This window comes from Psychroserpens sp. NJDZ02, from assembly GCF_004843725.1.
Taxonomy (GTDB): domain Bacteria; phylum Bacteroidota; class Bacteroidia; order Flavobacteriales; family Flavobacteriaceae; genus Olleya.
Genome location: NZ_CP039451.1, coordinates 1,303,749 through 1,322,656, shown reverse-complemented (window position 1 = coordinate 1,322,656; position 18,908 = coordinate 1,303,749). Strand labels below are relative to the sequence as shown.

Annotated in this window: 19 protein-coding genes; 1 reads left to right on the top strand and 18 read right to left on the bottom strand. The window is 31.0% G+C overall.

From position 1 onward, the window contains the following. Positions 1-154: 154 nt before the first annotated feature. The 18 genes from E9099_RS05855 to E9099_RS05770 all read right to left on the bottom strand — a co-directional run bounded on the left by E9099_RS05855 (position 155) and on the right by E9099_RS05770 (position 17,190). The gene (locus tag E9099_RS05855) at positions 155-838 is read right to left on the bottom strand and encodes a hypothetical protein (protein ID WP_136582760.1); all 684 of its coding nucleotides are present in this window, start codon (positions 836-838) and stop codon (positions 155-157) included. Next, positions 813-2,270, bottom strand: a complete 1,458-nt coding sequence (locus E9099_RS05850; RefSeq protein WP_136582759.1) for a hypothetical protein — start codon at positions 2,268-2,270, stop codon at positions 813-815. The genes E9099_RS05855 and E9099_RS05850 overlap by 26 nt, the downstream gene beginning before the upstream one ends. Before the next feature lie 2 nt (positions 2,271-2,272). Then, positions 2,273-2,956, bottom strand: a complete 684-nt coding sequence (tssD, locus tag E9099_RS05845) for a type VI secretion system tube protein TssD (RefSeq protein ID WP_136582758.1) — start codon at positions 2,954-2,956, stop codon at positions 2,273-2,275. A 518-nt stretch (positions 2,957-3,474) separates the two neighbouring features. Further along, a complete protein-coding gene (locus tag E9099_RS05840) occupies positions 3,475-4,113 on the bottom strand; it encodes a DUF6705 family protein (protein ID WP_136582757.1) in 639 nt (212 codons plus the stop codon). 380 nt (positions 4,114-4,493) lie between these two features. Next, the gene (locus tag E9099_RS05835) at positions 4,494-5,357 is read right to left on the bottom strand and encodes a hypothetical protein (protein WP_136582756.1); all 864 of its coding nucleotides are present in this window, start codon (positions 5,355-5,357) and stop codon (positions 4,494-4,496) included. Between the two features lie 279 nt (positions 5,358-5,636). Further along, on the bottom strand, positions 5,637-5,900 hold the full coding sequence (locus tag E9099_RS05830; RefSeq protein WP_136582755.1) for a DUF1871 family protein: 264 nt from the start codon (positions 5,898-5,900) through the stop codon (positions 5,637-5,639). Beyond that, positions 5,897-6,154, bottom strand: a complete 258-nt coding sequence (locus E9099_RS05825) for a hypothetical protein (protein ID WP_136582754.1) — start codon at positions 6,152-6,154, stop codon at positions 5,897-5,899. Before E9099_RS05825 ends, E9099_RS05830 begins: the two co-directional genes overlap by 4 nt. Positions 6,155-6,513: 359 nt before the next feature. Then, entirely contained in the window at positions 6,514-8,046 is a 1,533-nt protein-coding gene (locus E9099_RS05820) for a serine hydrolase domain-containing protein (protein WP_240788960.1), read from the bottom strand. 154 nt (positions 8,047-8,200) lie between these two features. Further along, entirely contained in the window at positions 8,201-9,001 is an 801-nt protein-coding gene (locus tag E9099_RS05815; protein ID WP_136582752.1) for a helix-turn-helix domain-containing protein, read from the bottom strand. A 121-nt stretch (positions 9,002-9,122) separates the two neighbouring features. Continuing rightward, on the bottom strand, positions 9,123-9,578 hold the full coding sequence (locus E9099_RS05810) for a hypothetical protein (RefSeq protein ID WP_136582751.1): 456 nt from the start codon (positions 9,576-9,578) through the stop codon (positions 9,123-9,125). Positions 9,579-9,712: 134 nt separating this feature from the next. After that, positions 9,713-10,522 (bottom strand): hypothetical protein, encoded by an 810-nt coding sequence (locus tag E9099_RS05805; RefSeq protein WP_136582750.1) that lies wholly within the window; start codon positions 10,520-10,522, stop codon positions 9,713-9,715. After that, positions 10,522-11,013 carry a glycine-rich domain-containing protein gene (locus tag E9099_RS05800; protein ID WP_136582749.1) on the bottom strand — a complete coding sequence of 164 codons (492 nt, stop codon included), beginning with the start codon at positions 11,011-11,013 and terminating at the stop codon, positions 10,522-10,524. The genes E9099_RS05805 and E9099_RS05800 overlap by 1 nt, the downstream gene beginning before the upstream one ends. Before the next feature lie 423 nt (positions 11,014-11,436). Then, on the bottom strand, positions 11,437-12,891 hold the full coding sequence (locus E9099_RS05795) for a P-loop NTPase fold protein (RefSeq protein WP_136582748.1): 1,455 nt from the start codon (positions 12,889-12,891) through the stop codon (positions 11,437-11,439). Between the two features lie 167 nt (positions 12,892-13,058). Next, positions 13,059-13,481, bottom strand: coding sequence for a hypothetical protein (locus tag E9099_RS05790; RefSeq protein ID WP_136582747.1), 423 nt, complete (start codon positions 13,479-13,481; stop codon positions 13,059-13,061). 18 nt (positions 13,482-13,499) lie between these two features. Continuing rightward, complete coding sequence (locus E9099_RS05785) at positions 13,500-14,441, bottom strand: 5'-nucleotidase (protein WP_136582746.1); 942 nt, start codon at positions 14,439-14,441, stop codon at positions 13,500-13,502. 176 nt (positions 14,442-14,617) lie between these two features. Next, complete coding sequence (locus E9099_RS05780) at positions 14,618-15,082, bottom strand: hypothetical protein (RefSeq protein WP_136582745.1); 465 nt, start codon at positions 15,080-15,082, stop codon at positions 14,618-14,620. Positions 15,083-15,377: 295 nt separating this feature from the next. Next, entirely contained in the window at positions 15,378-16,292 is a 915-nt protein-coding gene (locus tag E9099_RS05775) for a hypothetical protein (protein ID WP_136582744.1), read from the bottom strand. A gap of 91 nt (positions 16,293-16,383) precedes the next feature. Next, entirely contained in the window at positions 16,384-17,190 is an 807-nt protein-coding gene (locus tag E9099_RS05770) for an AraC family transcriptional regulator (RefSeq protein ID WP_136582743.1), read from the bottom strand. Positions 17,191-17,368: 178 nt separating this feature from the next. On the opposite strand from E9099_RS05770, the gene E9099_RS05765 reads away from it, so the two are divergent. Then, entirely contained in the window at positions 17,369-18,877 is a 1,509-nt protein-coding gene (locus tag E9099_RS05765; protein WP_136582742.1) for a succinate CoA transferase, read from the top strand. The last annotated feature ends 31 nt before the right edge of the window (positions 18,878-18,908 follow it).

Below are 18,908 nucleotides of genomic sequence, written 5' to 3'. Positions count from 1 at the left end.
TTTTATTAGTAAAGCAAATCAAAGGTTTTTTTAAACCACTAATAATTAGTGATTTATGATTTTAATAAACAAAAAATAGCGAAAACAAAAAGCATGACATGTTAAAAATTACTATAAATTTTCAAGTTTTGATTCTTGTTAGTAATACCTGTTTTTAATAACAAGGCTCGTTTTTATTGAAAAAACAATAAGGGTAACGGACGTCTACAGCATCTTTTAATGTATAGGTCTTAGTGCTGTCAATATCTCCTGACAGACTATAATACTTCCAAAGACCTTCTTTATAATTGTTTTTTACATTGCCTTCTTCTCGTAATTTACTCTCTTTATAATAGTAATCTTTCCAATAGCCAGTACCTTTTTTAAAAGTAGTTTGATATAAAAGACTATCTTTAAAATTGATTATTTTTAATTCACCAGAGATATTTGATTTTATATAATCTACCTTTTTTAAAGTAAAAAATAACGTATCTCTTAAAACTCTAACAGTATATGTTCCTTTAGGGTAGCCATTTTCTATTTCTACAGATTCTGAACCTATTCTTATATTTTTAGAGAAGGAATGATTAAATAAAGGCTTCATATTTATAGCTTCTGTATAAGTTGACACTATATTTTCATAGCTTTCATCATATTTATTTTTAATTTCTACAATCTGACTTCTTTTATTAACTTTTCTTGTTGAGACAAAATCATCAATAGATTCAATATTTAACTCTGATGAGCTAATGTTGGCTATGTAATAAGGTATTGCGTGAAGTTTCTTTCTACTTGAAACACTTTTACAGCCAATCAATAGGAATAATAATATGTTAATGATAATATTCTGTAGTTTCATTTTGTATAGTTTGAATTTGATGTTTATAAAAAAAGATTCTTTTTGCTGAAGAGTAATCCATTATGTTTTTAGTGCTACCTTTTTTAAAAGCATAAAAATCGCGTTGAAGAAGAACCTCGTAGCCTTTTGCTTTTTCTTCCCAATATTTAATTCTTTTTCTTACAAAAGATAAAGTATTAGCATCAGAAGTATTTACATTATTTCTAATAAATTCTTTATCTACTACTACCTGTCTATTAGCACTTCCTAATCTTTCCTCTAAAGAATTATCAATTTCTGGAAAAACATGCATTAATCCTAAAGTGTGTGCTATTTCATGTGCATAAGAAGATAGAGTTGCTAAATTACTTTTAAAAATTATACAATGTTTATTATTTAAAGGAGATACAAAAGAAGATCCTCCTGCCTCATCTGCTTGTAAAGAGGTTAAGTATATTATGATGTTTTTCAGTGACACAATACGTTCTCCTTTTAATTTAAATTGATGATGAAAAAAGTTTAAAATTTTACCACTATCAGTCAGCATAGTATCTTCATTCTTAATCATACCTTTAAATTTCATATAATCATAATCTTCTTCATCATTTTTAGGATTAATACCTTTATTAGCTTGTGATAAACTTCTTTTACTAAAGCCCCAATCGTAAGCTTCTTTTTCCTCCTTATATTGAAACTTAACCTGTATTAAAGCTTGGTTTAAACTTTTGGTATTTAAATATGTTTCAATAGCTTCTAAGCCTCCTGCTTTTGTTATTTCAGTGTCTATAACATCTTTGTTAAAAGTAGAATCATCTGTTATATATGCTTTTACTATAGGTATATTAATTGTTAAATCTTTATAGTTATCATTTTTTAGGACATTTAACTTACCGACTAAAGCATTGTTTGTAGATGATCGTAATTCAATTACTGCATTTTCAGTTAAAATATCATCGCAATAGATAGTTATAGTTGCACTATTAGCAAGATCGTCTATTTTTATAGAGTTCGGTTCTACTCTTAAATTAGTATTACTAGTGGTAAGTTTAACCTCCTCTTCAAAAGGCACATCTAATGCCATATACTCAAAAGGTGTATTAATATATAGTTTAACATCTTTTCCAATTTTTTCTTTATGGTTAGGAAACATTGTAAGCCAAGGAGCATAATAATCGCCATAAGGTTTATTGGTGTCAATATTAATAATATCCATATTAAAAGGGGTGTAAGTTTGTTTCAATTTCTCCAAACCTTTTACACAGGTGCTTTCTTCTTTTAGCCAATCATCGCGCATCCAATCAAAACCAAACTCTCCATCGTATATAGTGGTATTTAAACTAATATCAACTACATATTGAGGTTTAGGATGTGCTACAGTAGGGAAAATAATCCCCATAGTATTACCTTTTCCTGAATCAAACCTTGCAACGCCTTTACCTGTTTTAGTAGCCATAATTACTCTTGTTCTAAAATGGTTATTAAATTTACTCTTGTTTCTTCTCCTGTTATGCTTACGCCTGTTAAGGTGTCGTTTTCTATTACTTTATTATTGTATTTAAAATCTAACCGATCATCATTTAAATTTATCGAAATAGTTTCTCCTTCTGCATTTTCTGTTTGAATAACTAAGGTTATTTTTTGTTCAGCTTGTATTTTTTCTCCTTGTTTATTTTCAAAATGATATCCAAGAAACTTAGGTTCATCGCTTTCAATAATGGTGGGCTCAACTTCTTGTTGAGGAAAAGTAGTTCTCCACGATGCAGAATACTCCACGGTCGAATTAGAACCTTTTACACCAGCAGCAGTAATATTTAGAGTTTCACTAATTGGTTGATTGCCAGTAGATGAAAAGTTGTTTGTCCAGTTCACAAGATGGCAATCATAGAAATAAAGTTTACGAGTTTTGCCTCCTAAAATTGCAGGGTAAATGCGTAATTCTAGTTGTTTGGTTTGGTTAGCAGCAAAAGCCCAATCAGCTAAGTCTAGATCTTTTCGAGTTTCAATGACTAATTTAAGTCCCTGAAATATTGGCTTTATAGTAGGTTTACCATTAATATCTGCAATTTGATTGAATCTAAAACTAAAGGAGAGTATATTTATTTCCTTATCGTCAATTATTAACTTTCCTGTTACGCTCATTTTTTTTTCGTTTGAGTGAGTTGACTTGTTGTTAACGTTTAGTATAATAAACGTAAGGCAGAAGACAAGCGCTTTCGTTTCGGTTTGATACTTAGCTAAATATAAATATTTTGTTTTAATTTTCGTTTAAACATCAAATTTTATATTTGGCGGACTTTATAAATAGACACAGAACTTTGGAGTTAGCCTAAACGCCTATGTTTTTTACACATTGTGTGTGCCCAGCATGGGCCTCTTTTTATTTACAGAAGGGTAAATAATTAATCTAGGGTGCAAGTCCTTTATGCGCAGGAGTAACCCTTCGGTTACGCCCAGGGCAGGATTAGTGAAGCATTAGTAAGTTGCAAGGGTGAAAAGCCCTTTGGTGTGATGATTTATGAACCGCCGTATACGTTTCTGAGTGCTATTATTAATAACAATAGTGACGAAAGGGCCAACGTGGTTACTTACCTACGATGGTGTGAGAGGCGCACTCCGACTATTTTAGTTGGAGCCGTCTACTCGATTGTGGTTAGTTTTTATTGTTTGGTTAAAGTGTACTCTCCATATGGTAAACTAAATCCAGTTTCGTCTGATAACTCACCTGTATTTTCATCTAGTACAATACCATTGCCACTTAGTATGAACCAGACTTTTAATTTTTCAATTTCATTATCAAAATAGCGCCTGATCACAAACTGATCACTTAAACCTGTTAGGTGTCTTTTAGATTGCTCGTTTATAGCCATAACCATTCTTTTTTCATCTACTGCACATTCATCACATTGAGGGTAAGTGTTTGGCCACATTAATGAGTAAGCATATAAATTATAGTCAGAATCTCCAATCAATTTTTGATCAATATTTTCAAGAGTATTAACTTTTTTAATTCCATTTTCGATATATTGATACTCTCCAATTAGTTCGTCAATAAAATAATTAGCTAAATAACCTTCAATATTGATCATTGTTCTTTTTCTAAATACTATTTTTAAAGAGTCATTTCCATTTGTAAATAACCAAGTACCAACATATTGATTATGTAAACTATCTACATCTTTGTAATAAGCATTTTCTACATTTTTAGTATTACCTTGATAAAGAGGAATAATCGGATTTTGAGCTTTAACTAATGTTGTTAGTAATAGTAGAGTTAATGTTATATAAATTGTTTTCATTGTTGTATTTTTTTTAAATTATTATTCGCAAGGTTGCCCAATTGGAGAGCCTAAAGTTGGACTTACAGGATTTAAGTCGTCAACTAATTCTGACCAACTAGATAAATCCTAATTAGCTTTATATAGCCCAATTACCATATTAAAAGATTTAAAAGTATCTAGTAGGTCTTTTTTCATTTACTGCTCATAACAACAGAAAAGCTGTCCAATTTTTAATTTTTATAGCATATGTACCTTGTGGAACAGTAAGTTCAATTTGGTGAACCGCCGTTTATGTTCCTGAGTTGTATTGCTAGTAGTAATGGAGATGAGAGGATCAACGTAGTTGCGCACTCAGCCTATTTTAGTCGGAGCAGTCTACTTGATTGTACTTTCGTTTTTTATTCAACTAAATTTCCTTTTTCATCCCATTCTTTATATTCTTTGGTATCATTATTTTTAGTCGATTGTATTTTCCCATTTAAAAAATATCTTTTGTGTATTCCGATTTCATTTCCATTTTCAAATTCTATTTCATATTCCATGTTCCTATTGCCGTACTTACTAAAGGATTTACCATCTGGCATTCCATCTATATACTTTTGATTAAATGAAATTTGACCATCTAAAAACTTACAAGTTATTTCTCCATTAAACAATGAATCGTTTTGATATAAAGCAAATTTAGAATCAGTTGTACCAGTGAAAACTGCATCTCCATTTTCATTAAAGTATTGGACTTTGGTTAAACTATCATTTTTCTTTACAAAATTAACTTTGGTTTGTCCGTTTATGTAATAGTCAACATACAATTTGTCAGACCTTTTAAATATAGGTTTGCCATTCTCATAAAACTCTGTGAAACTGACATCTGTGAAGTCGTCTATTTTTGTCTTATTTCCATTTTCACTGTAATTCGTGCTTTGTTTAATAGAATTTCCAGCATCATAAAAACGTTTCCATTTGATTTGCCCATTTTCATACCAATCTGTACATTCTCCGTGAACTTGAGAATCTTTTGTTGGAATAATTGATTTCTTTTTTCCGCTCTTGTAAAATGAAAGTCTAATATTTTCTTTGTCAGACTTAATGAATTTTAGTGTCTCAATTGATTGATTTTCGTAGAAAGTGGTGTCAATTTTCACGAAATCAGCTCGATTAATATTTAAACTTTCTATTTCATTTTGAATGGTTGACTTTTCTTGACAAGCGTTTAGAAAAAGTAGAGAGACTAAAATTGTTGTTATTTTGTAGGTTCTGTTCATATGTCTAATCTTAAAATATAGCTACAAGTAAAAATTGAATTAAGCTGCTGTTTAATAATCTAAAGATAAATGTAATCTTACGTCGTTGTATAAACCGTTGTTAGATTATAGTACTATAAGCAAACTTCAGTTTGGTGATCTGCCGTACACGTTCTTGAGGGCTATTGTGTAATAGTAATAGATCAGAAAGGACCAGCATAGTTACGCACGCACGGTGGTGTGAGAGCGCACTCCAGCTATTTTAGCCGGAGCCGTTTAGTCGCTTGTACTTAAGTACTTTTATTTTTCGTTTAAAATTGAATGTATTTGTTCCGCAATAATTTTAGATTTAAAGGGTTCCAAATGGATTCCGAAAGCTTCACTCATAACAGTATTTATTATTTTATTTATCCGCTCAACTGTATTTGTCTTTTTTATATGCCGCAGTATATCAGTCGCTTCAGTATCATAGTTATTTAAGTCGGTTATCTGAACGGATTGTTTTCCTAACGGATTCCATTCAGTTAATAAAATTTTCACTTTGCTTATGTGTTCTTTATTCATTTTATGTTGGTTACGAATTGCGATCGAGCTTTTCCGTCAATTTTTAAATTTCTATTGGAACAGTATATTTTTAATTTATCCAAATCGACTATAAAATCGTTTACAATAAAACCTTTGGAAATCAAACTGTGCTTTGTTTTTAAAAATGATTTGTGCCAATCATTCCAAGAGTCATGCATTGCATCTTTATCGTCAATCATTTTTAAGAATTTTTTCCAATCTTTTCTGCGATAATATGCCAAATTTAATTCCATAATAAATTTTTATCTCGTTTTCAGGCATGAAGCACAACGTTGATGTATAAGAATAGTGCGGTTTTGTGTGCGAGGATTTTCCGCAGGAAAATCAGACGTTACAAAAAAGACCAGACCTTTTGGTTAAGCACTAAAGTAAGCATTTTCTATATACATTGTGTATGCCCAGCATGGGCCTCTTTTAATTTATCGAAAGGTAAATAATTAATCTAGAGAGTGCAAGTGCCTTCTACGCAGGAGTAACTCTTCGGCCGCGCTCGGGACAGGCTTATTAAAGGATTAGTAAGTCGTAATAGAAACGAAAGGCGTACTCCGACTCTTTTAGTCGGAGCCGTCTACTTGATTGGCAACTGGCTTTATTATTTTTCTATTATTGCAGGTAATATATACTCAATCATCATTTTGTCAGTATTAGCGTGGGCACTTGGATTGTTATAAGCAGAAGAAGTAATAACGACAACAAAAGGAATGTCTTTAAATATGAAAATTTTATTTCCTCCATTCCCACTACAAAAAGAGACTTGGTATTCTTTATTATTATTATATTTATAGGTTTTGTTCCAAAACAAATACCCATAAGCATCTCCATCAACTGATTGTTTTATTTGTTTATCTAAGCTTTTTTCGACCCAATGTTTGTTTAAAATTTGTTTTGCTTTCCAGAGCCCTTTGTTTTTATATAATTGACCATATTTGGCAAAATCAATAGCTCTCAATCTAATTCCGCCAGCGGTATTACCAACTTTTTGTGGTGTATACTCCCATTGATAATTTGTAATGCCTAGAGGTTTAAATAATTTTTCATCAGCATAAGAAACTAACCCTTTAGGTACAGATTTATGAATTATATCACCTAAAACTACAACACCTGCTGTGAAATAGGCAAAATCCTCTCCAATTACCTTGTTGTTTTGCATCGGTAAATCAAGCGTAAATTTTACCCAATTTTTTGTTGGGTACATATTTTCTTCATTTCCGGGACTGTTATAATCACTATCATCTCCAAGAAATCCAGAATTCATTGTTAAAAGAGATTTTAACATTACAGAATCTTTTTCCTTACTATAATTTTTATATGATTTTAAATCGTAAAAATCTTTTAATAAAGCATTTTCGTTTTTTATAAATTTTTCGTCAATTGCAATTCCTAACATTGTAGAAGCTATTGATTTTCCAACAGATCTAGGGTCATGCAAACTATCTCTAGTTTCGCCATTAAAATATTCCTCAATCAAAAGTTTATCCTCTTTTATTACTACAATTCCATTAATGTTCTCAAAACGACCTTCTGCTATTTTTTTATTCAGAGCTTCAATTTTGCTACTATCAAAATTATCTTTAGATATCTCCCATCCACTATTGGGTTGTATTTTTTGAATAGGTATTAGATTTTTATCTATTGGTATTTCTGGAACTTCAATAGAAATATTTCCTTTAGCTAAAAGAGCACCTACTTTTAATGTGTCTAGTTTTATGTAAGGTCTTACTTCTATACTTAGAGAATGATTGCCTTCACTAAATGCATCTTGTCCACCACCTAATTTCATAAATTTAAGCCACATATACCAGCCCCAATAATCTATTTGTTTTGGTGCTACTAGGCGTATTATATGATTAAGCTGTTTTGTTTTAAATGCTTTTAATCCAGCTCCTTTATTTAAATTTTCTACATAAACGGTTTCTCCATCTACTAAAAACGAAAATTGAAAACTCCCTTTTTCTAATAGTTCATCTTCTGTTAGTTTTGGTGCTAGCAATTGAAGACTCTGAATAATTGGTTCTTCTAATGTAAAATGAATATTTAGAAATTCATCTTTGTTTAGTGTGAAGTTGTCTAAATAATCTTTTGATGTAGGGTGATTTTTTGAAACATCAATTTTTGAAAAACTCAAAATCTCTATTTCTTCCGACTGTGAGTTTTTGGATTTGTTATTGCACGATATTGTTAAACAAGTAATAAGTATTAAAATATAATTTGATTTCATATCTGTAATTTGAAGCAAAAATATATTTTTAAAATAGACTATAATTGTATATAATTAACATTTAAGATATTTGTTTCAATATATTAGAAGGTGTTGTTTTATAAACAGATTTAAAATTAGTAATAAAATGACTTTGGTCGTAAAAACCACACTTATAGCAGATTTCTGTCATTGAAAACTTATTTGAAGCTAGTAAGCAGAAAGCTTTATTAAGTTTTATAAATCTAATGTAATTGCCAAGCGTTGTTCCAAAATATCTGCTAAATTCTCTAGACAAGTGTATTGGATGTATTTCTAAAATGGCACTTAAATTTTTTAGCGAATAGTCAATATTTTCCTCAAAGAGAAGTTCTTGAAGATTATTCACCCAAATAGGCCTTTTTAAAATTTTCTCTTCTGTTTTTTTTATAGATCCAAAAATGTCAATTAAAGATGTTTCAATACTTAAATTAGAATATTGGTCGTTTATTTTAGACTCAATAAAGACTCTGTTCATTAAGTTTTTAATTAAAGGATTCTTTAAGTTGATACTCCCTTCAAAATCTGTTATTTGAATATTGTAATTTGAAAACCATTTTTCATTTAGTTCAATATGAAATCCTCTAGTGTATTCAGGTGGTTTAATATTGTAATGTGCATCTTGCCAATTATGAAATAAAAGACTTCCTGGTTCTAAATAGTAAGATTTTTTTTTATTTGATTCAAATAATTTTCCTTGAAGCAGATAAGTAAAATATGGGTTTTCGTGATGATGCCAATCTACTTTATTATGTGTGTACTCAGTATCTGTAATGATAATGTTTTCAAAAGCTGATTTTTGGTAATGTGTTCCATAGAATTCTCCTGTTTTTAGTTTATTCATTTCTTCAGCTTGTTGCCAACATTTAGTATATCAAAACTAGGGCATTTAATAAGTACTATGTTGCGCGTTTATTACTTAGCTAAAATTAACGCTTTTTTAGATACTGTGTTGTAAGTAATATTTAATCGGAAAACCCAATTATTTTCATATCGTTTCCAGAAATTTCTACGCTCACTAAACTTCCTTCTCCTTTTGAATCTCCTTCTAATGGAGTTATCTTAATTATTAAAACATTAATTGGAATACATTTTTCTATAATTTCATATTTGGAATAAACTATCTCTGAAGATATTTTAGGCATAATGCGCTTATGTTTATTTTCAATTACTTTATTATAAAATGCCTTCAATTCCTCTTTTGAATTCAAAATCTTTATTCTATCAAGCGCAAAGGGGATTTTTGATATGGCAATCAACGAATCAATATTTTCTCCTTTGATCAAAAGCGTAGCCCATTTTTCAGCTATATTCTTAGCGGTTTTTTGTTGTTCAATTGTCTGAGGAATAGAATCATTCTGAGCACTTAACTTACAAATAAAAGTGATTAAGAGAATAGAAGTTAAAATTATTTTATTCATATTTTTTTATTGTTTACAACGGTTTTTGGTGTGTTTTGTAGCGTATTTTAAGCAACTAATTAGGTACATGGTTGTCGATTATTAAAGTCTGCGAGAAGCAAACAATAGATTATATACGGATTACCATTAGTTTTTTAATCACACCCTCCGCAACTACTACATCCGCTATCGCAAGAAGAACAGCTAGAAGAGTCAAATTCAGAGTTAAAAGAATTTAAAGTAGCATCAAAATCATCAAAATAGGAGTCAAACATATACTGATCTTCGAAAAAACCAATGTATAACCACCAATCACTATCTGTATTATAAGTGTCATTGTATAATACTTTTTGTTGATTTAATAATTCCTTATCAATTGTTTTTAAAAGTTGAAAATCTAAATTCTCAAGTAAGAATATATTTCCACCAATGCTTAATAATAGTTCTAACCCTTTTTTCTTATCTTCATGGAGCAGGTGGTTGATATTGTTGTCAATAGTATTTAAATAGTTTGTTATTCCTTTTTTTAATTTCACTCCTTTAGCTGTTAGTTTATTTATCCTAAATAAATTTAACAGAGATGTTTGTTTAAAATAAGGATTTATTTCAATGTTGCTTCTTGTCAGTTTTTTATAAGACCAACTCCCGTTTGAATTATCGTAAGCCATTTTTATAAAATTCTTAAATAGTATTTGCAGTGATCTATTTTTATTGAATGGACTTAAATAAATTAATTCGTGATTTTTAGGTTTGTATTTTTTGAAGTTTTTACCTGAAGTAACATAGGTGTAAGTCCTAATGTGTTTATCTCTAGGATGTGGTTTTTGATGGACTTCTTTAATTTTAATTATTTTTTTTAAAAGTAAATCTATAAAAGTAAATTTCATCAAATCTTTAAACTCAACAAAAAAACCATCTTGAATTAACAGTGTTTCTGCGGGTGTTATTTTGGATAGTATTTTCATTATTTTTTTAAACGTAGTTTAGGTATTATCCAATTTCTCTTTCTGTTAACTCGTGTAAAATGAATCTCTTTAAATCTAGTTTCAGCATCTATCCAAATGTCTTTGGGAGGTTTCTCACTAAATAGCGATGTATAAAACTCAAGTGTTCTTAAATATTGTTCTTTAAATAACGTTTTTTCCTCTGAACCTTTTGTAGGTCCGTGATGAATATTTTTATTTATGGTGTATTTACAAAGTTGAATCCAATATGACTCTGTGTAAAGTAAATGGAGATGCCAAACTTGGTCGATTTGGTCTGACGGTGTTTGAGGGAAATCGGAAATAGCAATTAGAAAAATAAATTTTTTGTACTCCAATATAGTTCTCAGTGAATATTCCATTGACCAACCATTTTCTCTTGCTAATCTATCAGTAAAAGTAAAAGAAGAATCTATGTCGTCAATTTCGAAGTTTTGAATTTTATTCCATATTATGTTTTGTTCATCAGTCATTTTTGGTCATTGGTTGTAACGATTAGTCTAAGATACGTAATGTAGAGCATAAGCGTCACATTACGAGTTATTGCTTCGTCAAATTTACATATATAGCTTTAAATTTTTCTAAATGGCCAATTGAAAACTTGGCGACCTTTATAACGAAATCAAAACTTTTAAATTATACCTAAACTGGTTATGTTATTTACACGGTGTGTATGCCCAGTATGGGCTCTTTTGATTTACCGAAAGGTAAATAATTAATCTAGAGAGTACAAGTCCCTTGTGTGCAGGAGTAACCCTTCGGCTATGCTCAGGACAGACTTCTTGAAACATTAGTAAGTCGTAATAGAAGCGAAAGAACTAACGAAGTTGCGCACGTACGGTGCTGTGAAAGGCGCACTCCGAGCATTTTAGTCGGAACCGTCTACTTGATTGCGCCTAGTTTTTTACTTTCGTTAAATTTAAATATTCCTCAAATGCAATTTTTAAAAGTAATGAAAAAGGAAGATCCATTCTTTTAATGTCAGGTTTGTCCAAATATGTTACTTCCTTAATGTTTGCAGTCGTCTCATCTTTCCAATGTCCATATTTCATTGCTGAATATTTTATGGAAATATTTAAATCAGAGTTAATGTATTCAAAATCGCCTTCTGATGTTTTATGATTTTTATAGTCAATTAAGGCAATTAAATCCCCATATCTCCTGAGTTGTCTATCATCTATCAGTTTTGTCGGATTTCGTTCAGCCAATTTCTCTAATGCTGTTCTTAAACTTGTTATTGAACCATAAAATGAAATCAAAAAATCAAACATTAATATTTTTTGAAAATGCCAACTAGATGCTCTTCCATAGTTTTGGCCAATCTTAAAATCAAAGAACTTTAATGAGTATTCCTTGTCATATAATTTTAGTAAAGTTCTCAGGTTTAATAAATCATTATTAATTAAGTCTTCTAGAATCTCTTGAAAATTTACAGTTGTTGTTCTGTTGCTATCTTTTAAGTTAATTATGTGGTCGTGTGAACCTTTAATTTTTATGGATGATAGTATTTTGTTTACAGATTTACTAACAATTTCTTTATTGTCAAAATAATGTATTTCTCTGCTATAAAATTTATCAATATAGCCAGAGAAATCAACTTTTGTTCCATACTTTGAATGGAATAAATTCCTAATATTTTCTATATCACATACGAGAATAATTTTATGGAAACCAAATTTATTTTCCGTGAAATTTCCAATGTCGAAATGACAAGCAAAAACGTTTAGTATTCTAAAAATATGTTCAGGGTCAAGTCTGTCTAAATCATCAATTACAAGAACTATTTCTTTTTCATTTTCTTTAAGTTTTTCGACTAGCCCAGAAATCAATTCCGTTATTCTATTTTCTTCATAAATTGAATTGTCTCTTGCTGTAAGTTCTTTTAAAAAGTCAATAAGTTCTTTCTTTTCGTCAATTTGTGATTCAGAGTTATGCTCTTTTATATTGTTTACAAGTTTTTTTAAATTTTCATAGATTTCACTAAATGCTTTTCCAATCTTGCCACCGCTTTTTGCTAAAAGAGACATAGTGTCTAAAAAATTGTCTTTTAAATAAAATTGAGCTGTCAGTAACTTTGAAAAATCTGATTTTTCATAATCTACATTTTTACCGAGAAGTTCAAAGGCAATATCATATTTTATGTAATCAATAATATCATCGTTATTTGATATTGAATAATTAACTGGTGAGAGTAAAAATAATTCGTAGTCTTCAGAGTTTTGTTCAAAGTACTCCTTTAAAAAATAAGTCTTTCCAATTCCAAATATTCCAGAAAAAATCATCTGGTTATTGTCTTCTAGATTCAGATGGTTTTTAAACCTTTCAATTTCTGATGTAATTTCAATTTTCAATTTTATATGATGATTTTAAATTAGGCGCAACGTTTATGTATAAGAATAGCTGCGGGTTTGTATGCGAGGATTTTCCGAAGGAAAATCAGACGTTACAAACACGCAACGACCTTTTTATTAAGCACTAAACCACAATTATTTTTATACGTTGGTGTGTGTGCGTTTTTTTATTCTATAAAATTATTTATTAGTTCTAAATCATTGTCATTGAAATTAATCCATTCAAAAGAATTATAATCTTTAGAATAAAATTCATTTTCTATTAAATCTTGATATTCTATTTCCATTTTTTCAATGAGTTCTTCAATCGTTTTGACTTTTTCTAATTCATTATCATTTAGAATTAAAGAATCAATTTTGTTTAATGAATTAATGAAAGGGTATTCAGTTTTGTAAGTTCCTATTACATATTCATTTATATCACCACAACCACTAATTAAAAAAGCTGAATCTGATTCTTTAATTTCTCTTAATAGAGATTCAATCGTCATTTCTCTCTTTATTCTTTCAGCTCCAACTAAAAAAGGAATGGTCAGACCGTATCTTCCTTTTTCATCACACCAATAGTTTATTAGTTTTTTCCAAATCATTGAAATATTGTTTTCTTACTATTTTTCCTTTTTCTTTTTTTCGTACTTTTTAAGCGGTGAATTGGTCTTATATAATACTTTTCCTGATGGAACGACTTTACTTGAATCATCTAGATGAGTTTCTTGGTCATCAAAGAAAATATGTGCTCCAAATGCTTTTAAAACTTTATCTTTTGATAAACCTCCCATAAAATAAGCTTCGTCAACGTAAACTCCCCAATGACGTAGAGTTTTGACAACTCGCATATGACTAGGTGCGTTTCTTGCTGTAACAATCGCTAATCTTAAAGGTGTTAACTCTATAGTAGTTGGTAAAAATTCTTGAATTTTAGATAGTTTCCTTAATAATTCAGCGAAAGGTCCATCATTTAATGGTACATCTTCATTTTCTAATTCGTGTTTATGAAATGCCTCGATTCCTTGCTCTTTATAAATCTGTTCTGACTCTTCGGAAAAAACAACAGCGTCTGCATCAAATGCGAATTTTACTCTATCAATTTCGGGAATGTAGTCTGTTGGTGGTTCATAAATTAAAGCAGTGGCGCAGTTGGACGTGTCGCTTATTTTTTGTACTTCTTTTTCGTCTTTTGATAAAAATAAATCAATATCAAATGCATCTATAAAAGGCTCGAGTGGTTCGCCTCTTGAAAAAGCCCATCTTGTAATCGGTAGTTTAAAGTGTTTGATGGACTTTAGAACTCGAACACCAGTTTCCGGACTGTTTCTTGACATAACAACAACTTCTACAATTTGTTTAGAAGCAATATCATTTAGTTTTAATAGACTTTTGATTAAAGGAAAAGCAGTTCCTTCTGTTAATAATTCATTTTCGTGTTCCAATTGATATTTTCTGAAACCTTCAATATTTTCCTTTTCAAAGATTTTATTTTCTTTTTCTAAGTTGAAAAGTGCTCTAGAAGAAACTCCAACAACTAATATTTCTGAAAAGTCTAATGCCATAATGTTTTTTTTAATGTTTAGGTGTTTCTTAAATGACGCACAACGTTTATGTATAAGAATAGTTTCGGGTTTGTATGCGAGGATTTTCCGAAGGAAAATCAGACGTAGCAAATAGGCAACTACCTTTTTTTTAGCACTAAACTGCAATTATTTTTATACGGTGTGGCCAGTAGTTTTTATAATTTAATAACATTAGATGAAGCAAAACACAAATCATCAGTCAGAATTAAGATCCCATCATAAAACTCCACTTCGTATCGGTTTCCACCTAATTCACGATATTTAATATTTTCAGTTTTCAAATCTTTTTTCAGATTTTCAAGTTGCTGTCGTGCAAAATCTCCCTCTTCATTAATCCAATCTTTGATAGTCAAAATCATTTCAGAGTTCAATTCAACATCTTGGTTTTTTTGTCTTCGTAACAGTTCAATTAAGACATCATAAGTCCTGTCAATTTTCACTTTCAGATGTCTGTGTTTATCTAACAAGTTAAATGAAACATTTATGTCATATTTGTCTTCCTGCCATATCCTAATATCATTCATTTGATTTTTAAGAACAAGAATGTCTTTATCATATTCGATTAAATGATTAAACTTCTCTGCAAGAATTCTAATATGTTTCTTAATGTCTTTGTTCATAGTTTTTCAAATGCCCTACAACTCGTTATACAGCAACTAAACTACTCCATATCCCCTAAATATTACGGGATAGCCGCACTTTTGTTTCTAGCTTCAGTTTTGAGAAGCTAAGCTACAACTAGCAATACAATCTCACAATACGTAGAACTACGTATTTTTTTAGACGATGACTAGCGGCTTCAAGTTAAGACTTTTAATTTAAGAGGTATTACGGGATTCCGCATTGTGGTAAATAAAAGGCATAAAAAAACACAAACGGCGGCTTGTGTTTTTTTATAATCTATGGTAGGTCGTGTTAGTATTCCTCTAGGTTAGGGGAGACGTTATGGTCAAGTTCCTTTAATAATTGATATACGATGTCTTGGTTACCTTCGGTTTGTCTTCTAGCCCAAAACGAATACACGAAAAAAATTCTGTGTTCGAGATGAGAATTACTTCCTGAGTAAATATTATAATTTTTATCGGAGAGGACTTCTTTGATATGCGAGGTTGTCAGATCCTCATCTACTATGCGTCGTGCTTCATAATAACTGTTGTCGCTACTATCGTAGAGCTGTGGTTTTAAATTATTAAAGTAGTGTTTAGATTCTTCTATATTTTCAATTTCGTCATGAGCAGTTATTAACCCTTTTACTAGGGCTTCTATTCCCGAATCTTTATATAGTGTGTTTGATTTAAATAGCGCATACAGGCTACGTTTGTCTGTGTCGGTTAATAGTGTGTTTATACTTTCTGGACTGCGGTCTACGATGTTCCATATGTAGTTTATCAAATCTAGTTTATCGCTAAAATCGATGTCGTATTTAGAGGTGTCCTTAGCGGTGTATGGGAAGCCTGTTTCATACGCTTGAGACAATACATTGTTTTGGTTTAGTTCTAGTGCTGTTATAATGGTTTTAACAAGGTCGCTTTTGTCTAGTAAAAAAGGGGTTTCTTTAAATAAAAAAGACACGTAGTCTACATTTATATAGTTGTTTAGGTTGAAATTTTTAATACTATCCGTCTTTTTTGTCTGGTCTAACAATTGTTTTGATAGGGTATTTATAACGGAGTCTTTAGCTGTTAAAATAGTGATTAACGAATCTTTAGCGGCTAATTGTTTTTTGTAAGCGGTGTCATTGGCCTGTTGGTTATTGGTACTTTGTTGGCAAGAACACGTCAGTATAAAAAGGGCGCCTACTACTGCGTTTTGTAATTTTTTTAAAAGCATCGTTTGGTTTTTGATTATTGTAGTTGGTTTATTATTGGCGGTAAAACTACTAATTTTATATAATAGTAGGTATCGTGTTATTGATAATTAGTTAGTGTTCTAGATAAATCTCGTTAGACTTTCTGTATTCGGATGGGCGCTTGCCCATAACCTTACTAAACGTGTTGCTAAATGTTGGTAGACTGCTATAGCCAACCATATTGGCAATCTGAGAAATGTTATAATCAGAATTTGCTAAATACTCTAAAGACTTAAAGATTCTTAATTGCGTGTAGTATTTAATAAAGGAAAGGCCTAAATCTTTTTTAAATAGGCGATATAACGATTTGTCTGTCATACTAAAATTGGACGCCAGTTTTGGTAGCAAATGCTCTTGATCAATAGTGTCGGACAGGTAATTGGTTATGCTTATTAGTCTGCTGTCTGTTGGGTGTGGTAACTCTAAGGCTAGGGATTGTGATACGCTTTGTTCCAAAAGTGTTTTAAAGGCATGTACAATAGGGTATTTTGTTTTTTGGGATTTAGTTATATCGCCATTCCAGTTTTTGGTAAATAATAACAGTTCCATGACTAGTTTATTAATATGGTAGATGCCTTCGGTTTTATAAAACTCGGTAGCCTTAGCTTTTATCGGAAAATACAGGTTACGCATGATTACTTTGGGAGAGCTTGGGTAAATGGCATGTCGCACACCTGCTGGAATCCACATGTAATGTCTAGCGGGTAAATAGTACATCCTGGTATTGGTCTTGACATGGACGACGCCACCTTCCGTATATAAAAATTGACCTTTGTCATGGCTATGAGGTTCTATAAAGGAAGATCCCATAGCATTATGGTAGCAAAAGATGCTTTTAGGGATTTTGTCAACCTCGGTTAAATAATACTTAGAATTCATAATTAAAGTGGTGATGTTCTTAAATGCACTAAATTAATAAAACATTGTCTTTTTTTAATAAAAAGACATTAAATATCTTGCATAAATTGCCAAGGTATTTTATTAAAAAGGCAATTTGAAGGCTGTTTTTAATTAAATGCTAAATTTTTTAACCCTAAAATTATAAAATAGTCATATTATGGAAAGAGTAGGTTATGCCCCTTATATAGAAAAGATACAAAGCGCTGATAACGCTGCATTACTAATTAAAAACAATGACATTTTAGGCGTTAGTGGGTTTACTAAAGCCGGAGACAGTAAGGCTGTATTACCTATGGTGGCAGAGCGTGCACTTTATGAAGATTTAAAAGTGACCGTGTTAAGTGGCGCATCTTTAGGGTATGATACGGATGCTAATCTAGCAAAAAATGGAGCTTTACATAAACGGATGCCTTTTCAGGCGGATGCTACTTTAAGAAAACATATTAATAACCATGATGTGTTATATGTGGATCAGCATTTGGGGCAGACGGCGGATATGCTTCAAAATATAGATACGTTTAAAATTGATGTGGCTATTATTGAGGCAGTGTCTATTACTAAAGAGGGGTATATTGTGCCAACAACCTCTGTAGGGAATTCGCCTATATTTACAGATAAAGCAGACAAGATTATTATTGAAATTAATACCAGTTTTCCGGAAAGTTTTTTAGGATTACACGATATTAAAATATTAAAAAAACAACCTAACCGCGATATTATTCCTGTGCTTAAATCGGATACTAGAATTGGTGCTCCATTTATAACAATAGATCCTAATAAGGTTGTCGCTATTGTTTATACACATAAACCAGATGCGCCTGCGGTTATTTCTGATCCTGATGAAAAAACGACTGCCATATCTAATCATATTCTTGAATTTTTAGGCAAAGAAGTCGATGAGGGACGTTTAACAGAATCTTTATTACCCTTACAAGCTGGTATTGGTAAAACAGCAAATGCTATTTTGGCTGGTTTTGCGACTAGCCGATTTAAAGATTTGACGATGTACTCTGAAGTGCTTCAGGATAGTACGTTTGATCTTTTTGATTCGGGGAAATTGTTGTTTGCTTCGGCGTCGTCAATTACTGTTACTCAAGCGTGTTCTGATAAAATATTTAAGGATTTTGAAACGTATAAAAGTAAATTGGTGTTACGTCCACAAAACATTAGTAATGCAGCAGAGGTTATTAGTCGTTTAGGGATTATTGGAATTAATACGGCAATCGAATTTGATATTTATGGTAACGTTAATTCGACACATATTACAGGAACAAAAATGATGAATGGGATTGGTGGTTCTGGTGATTTTGCTAGAAATGGGTATTTGAGCATTTTTGCATGTCCTTCCATGTCTAAAGGCGGTAGTATTTCACATATTGTACCTATGGTGTCTCATACCGATCATACGGAACATGATGTGGATGTTTTAGTAACCGAGCAAGGTTTAGCGGATGTTAGGGGGTTAGCGCCTATCGAGCGTGCTAGGCTGATTATTAATAATTGTGTGCATCCCGATTACAGAGCACAATTATCAAGTTATTTTGAGGAGGCTTATCGTTTAGGTGGTCAAACACCACATATTCTTAAAGAGGCTTTTAGTTGGCACACCCAACTAAAAACAAAAGGGACAATGCATATTAATAAGTATGCTAATTGTGATGTTTAGTTAGTGTTTAGAGCGAAAAAAGCGAGCTGTT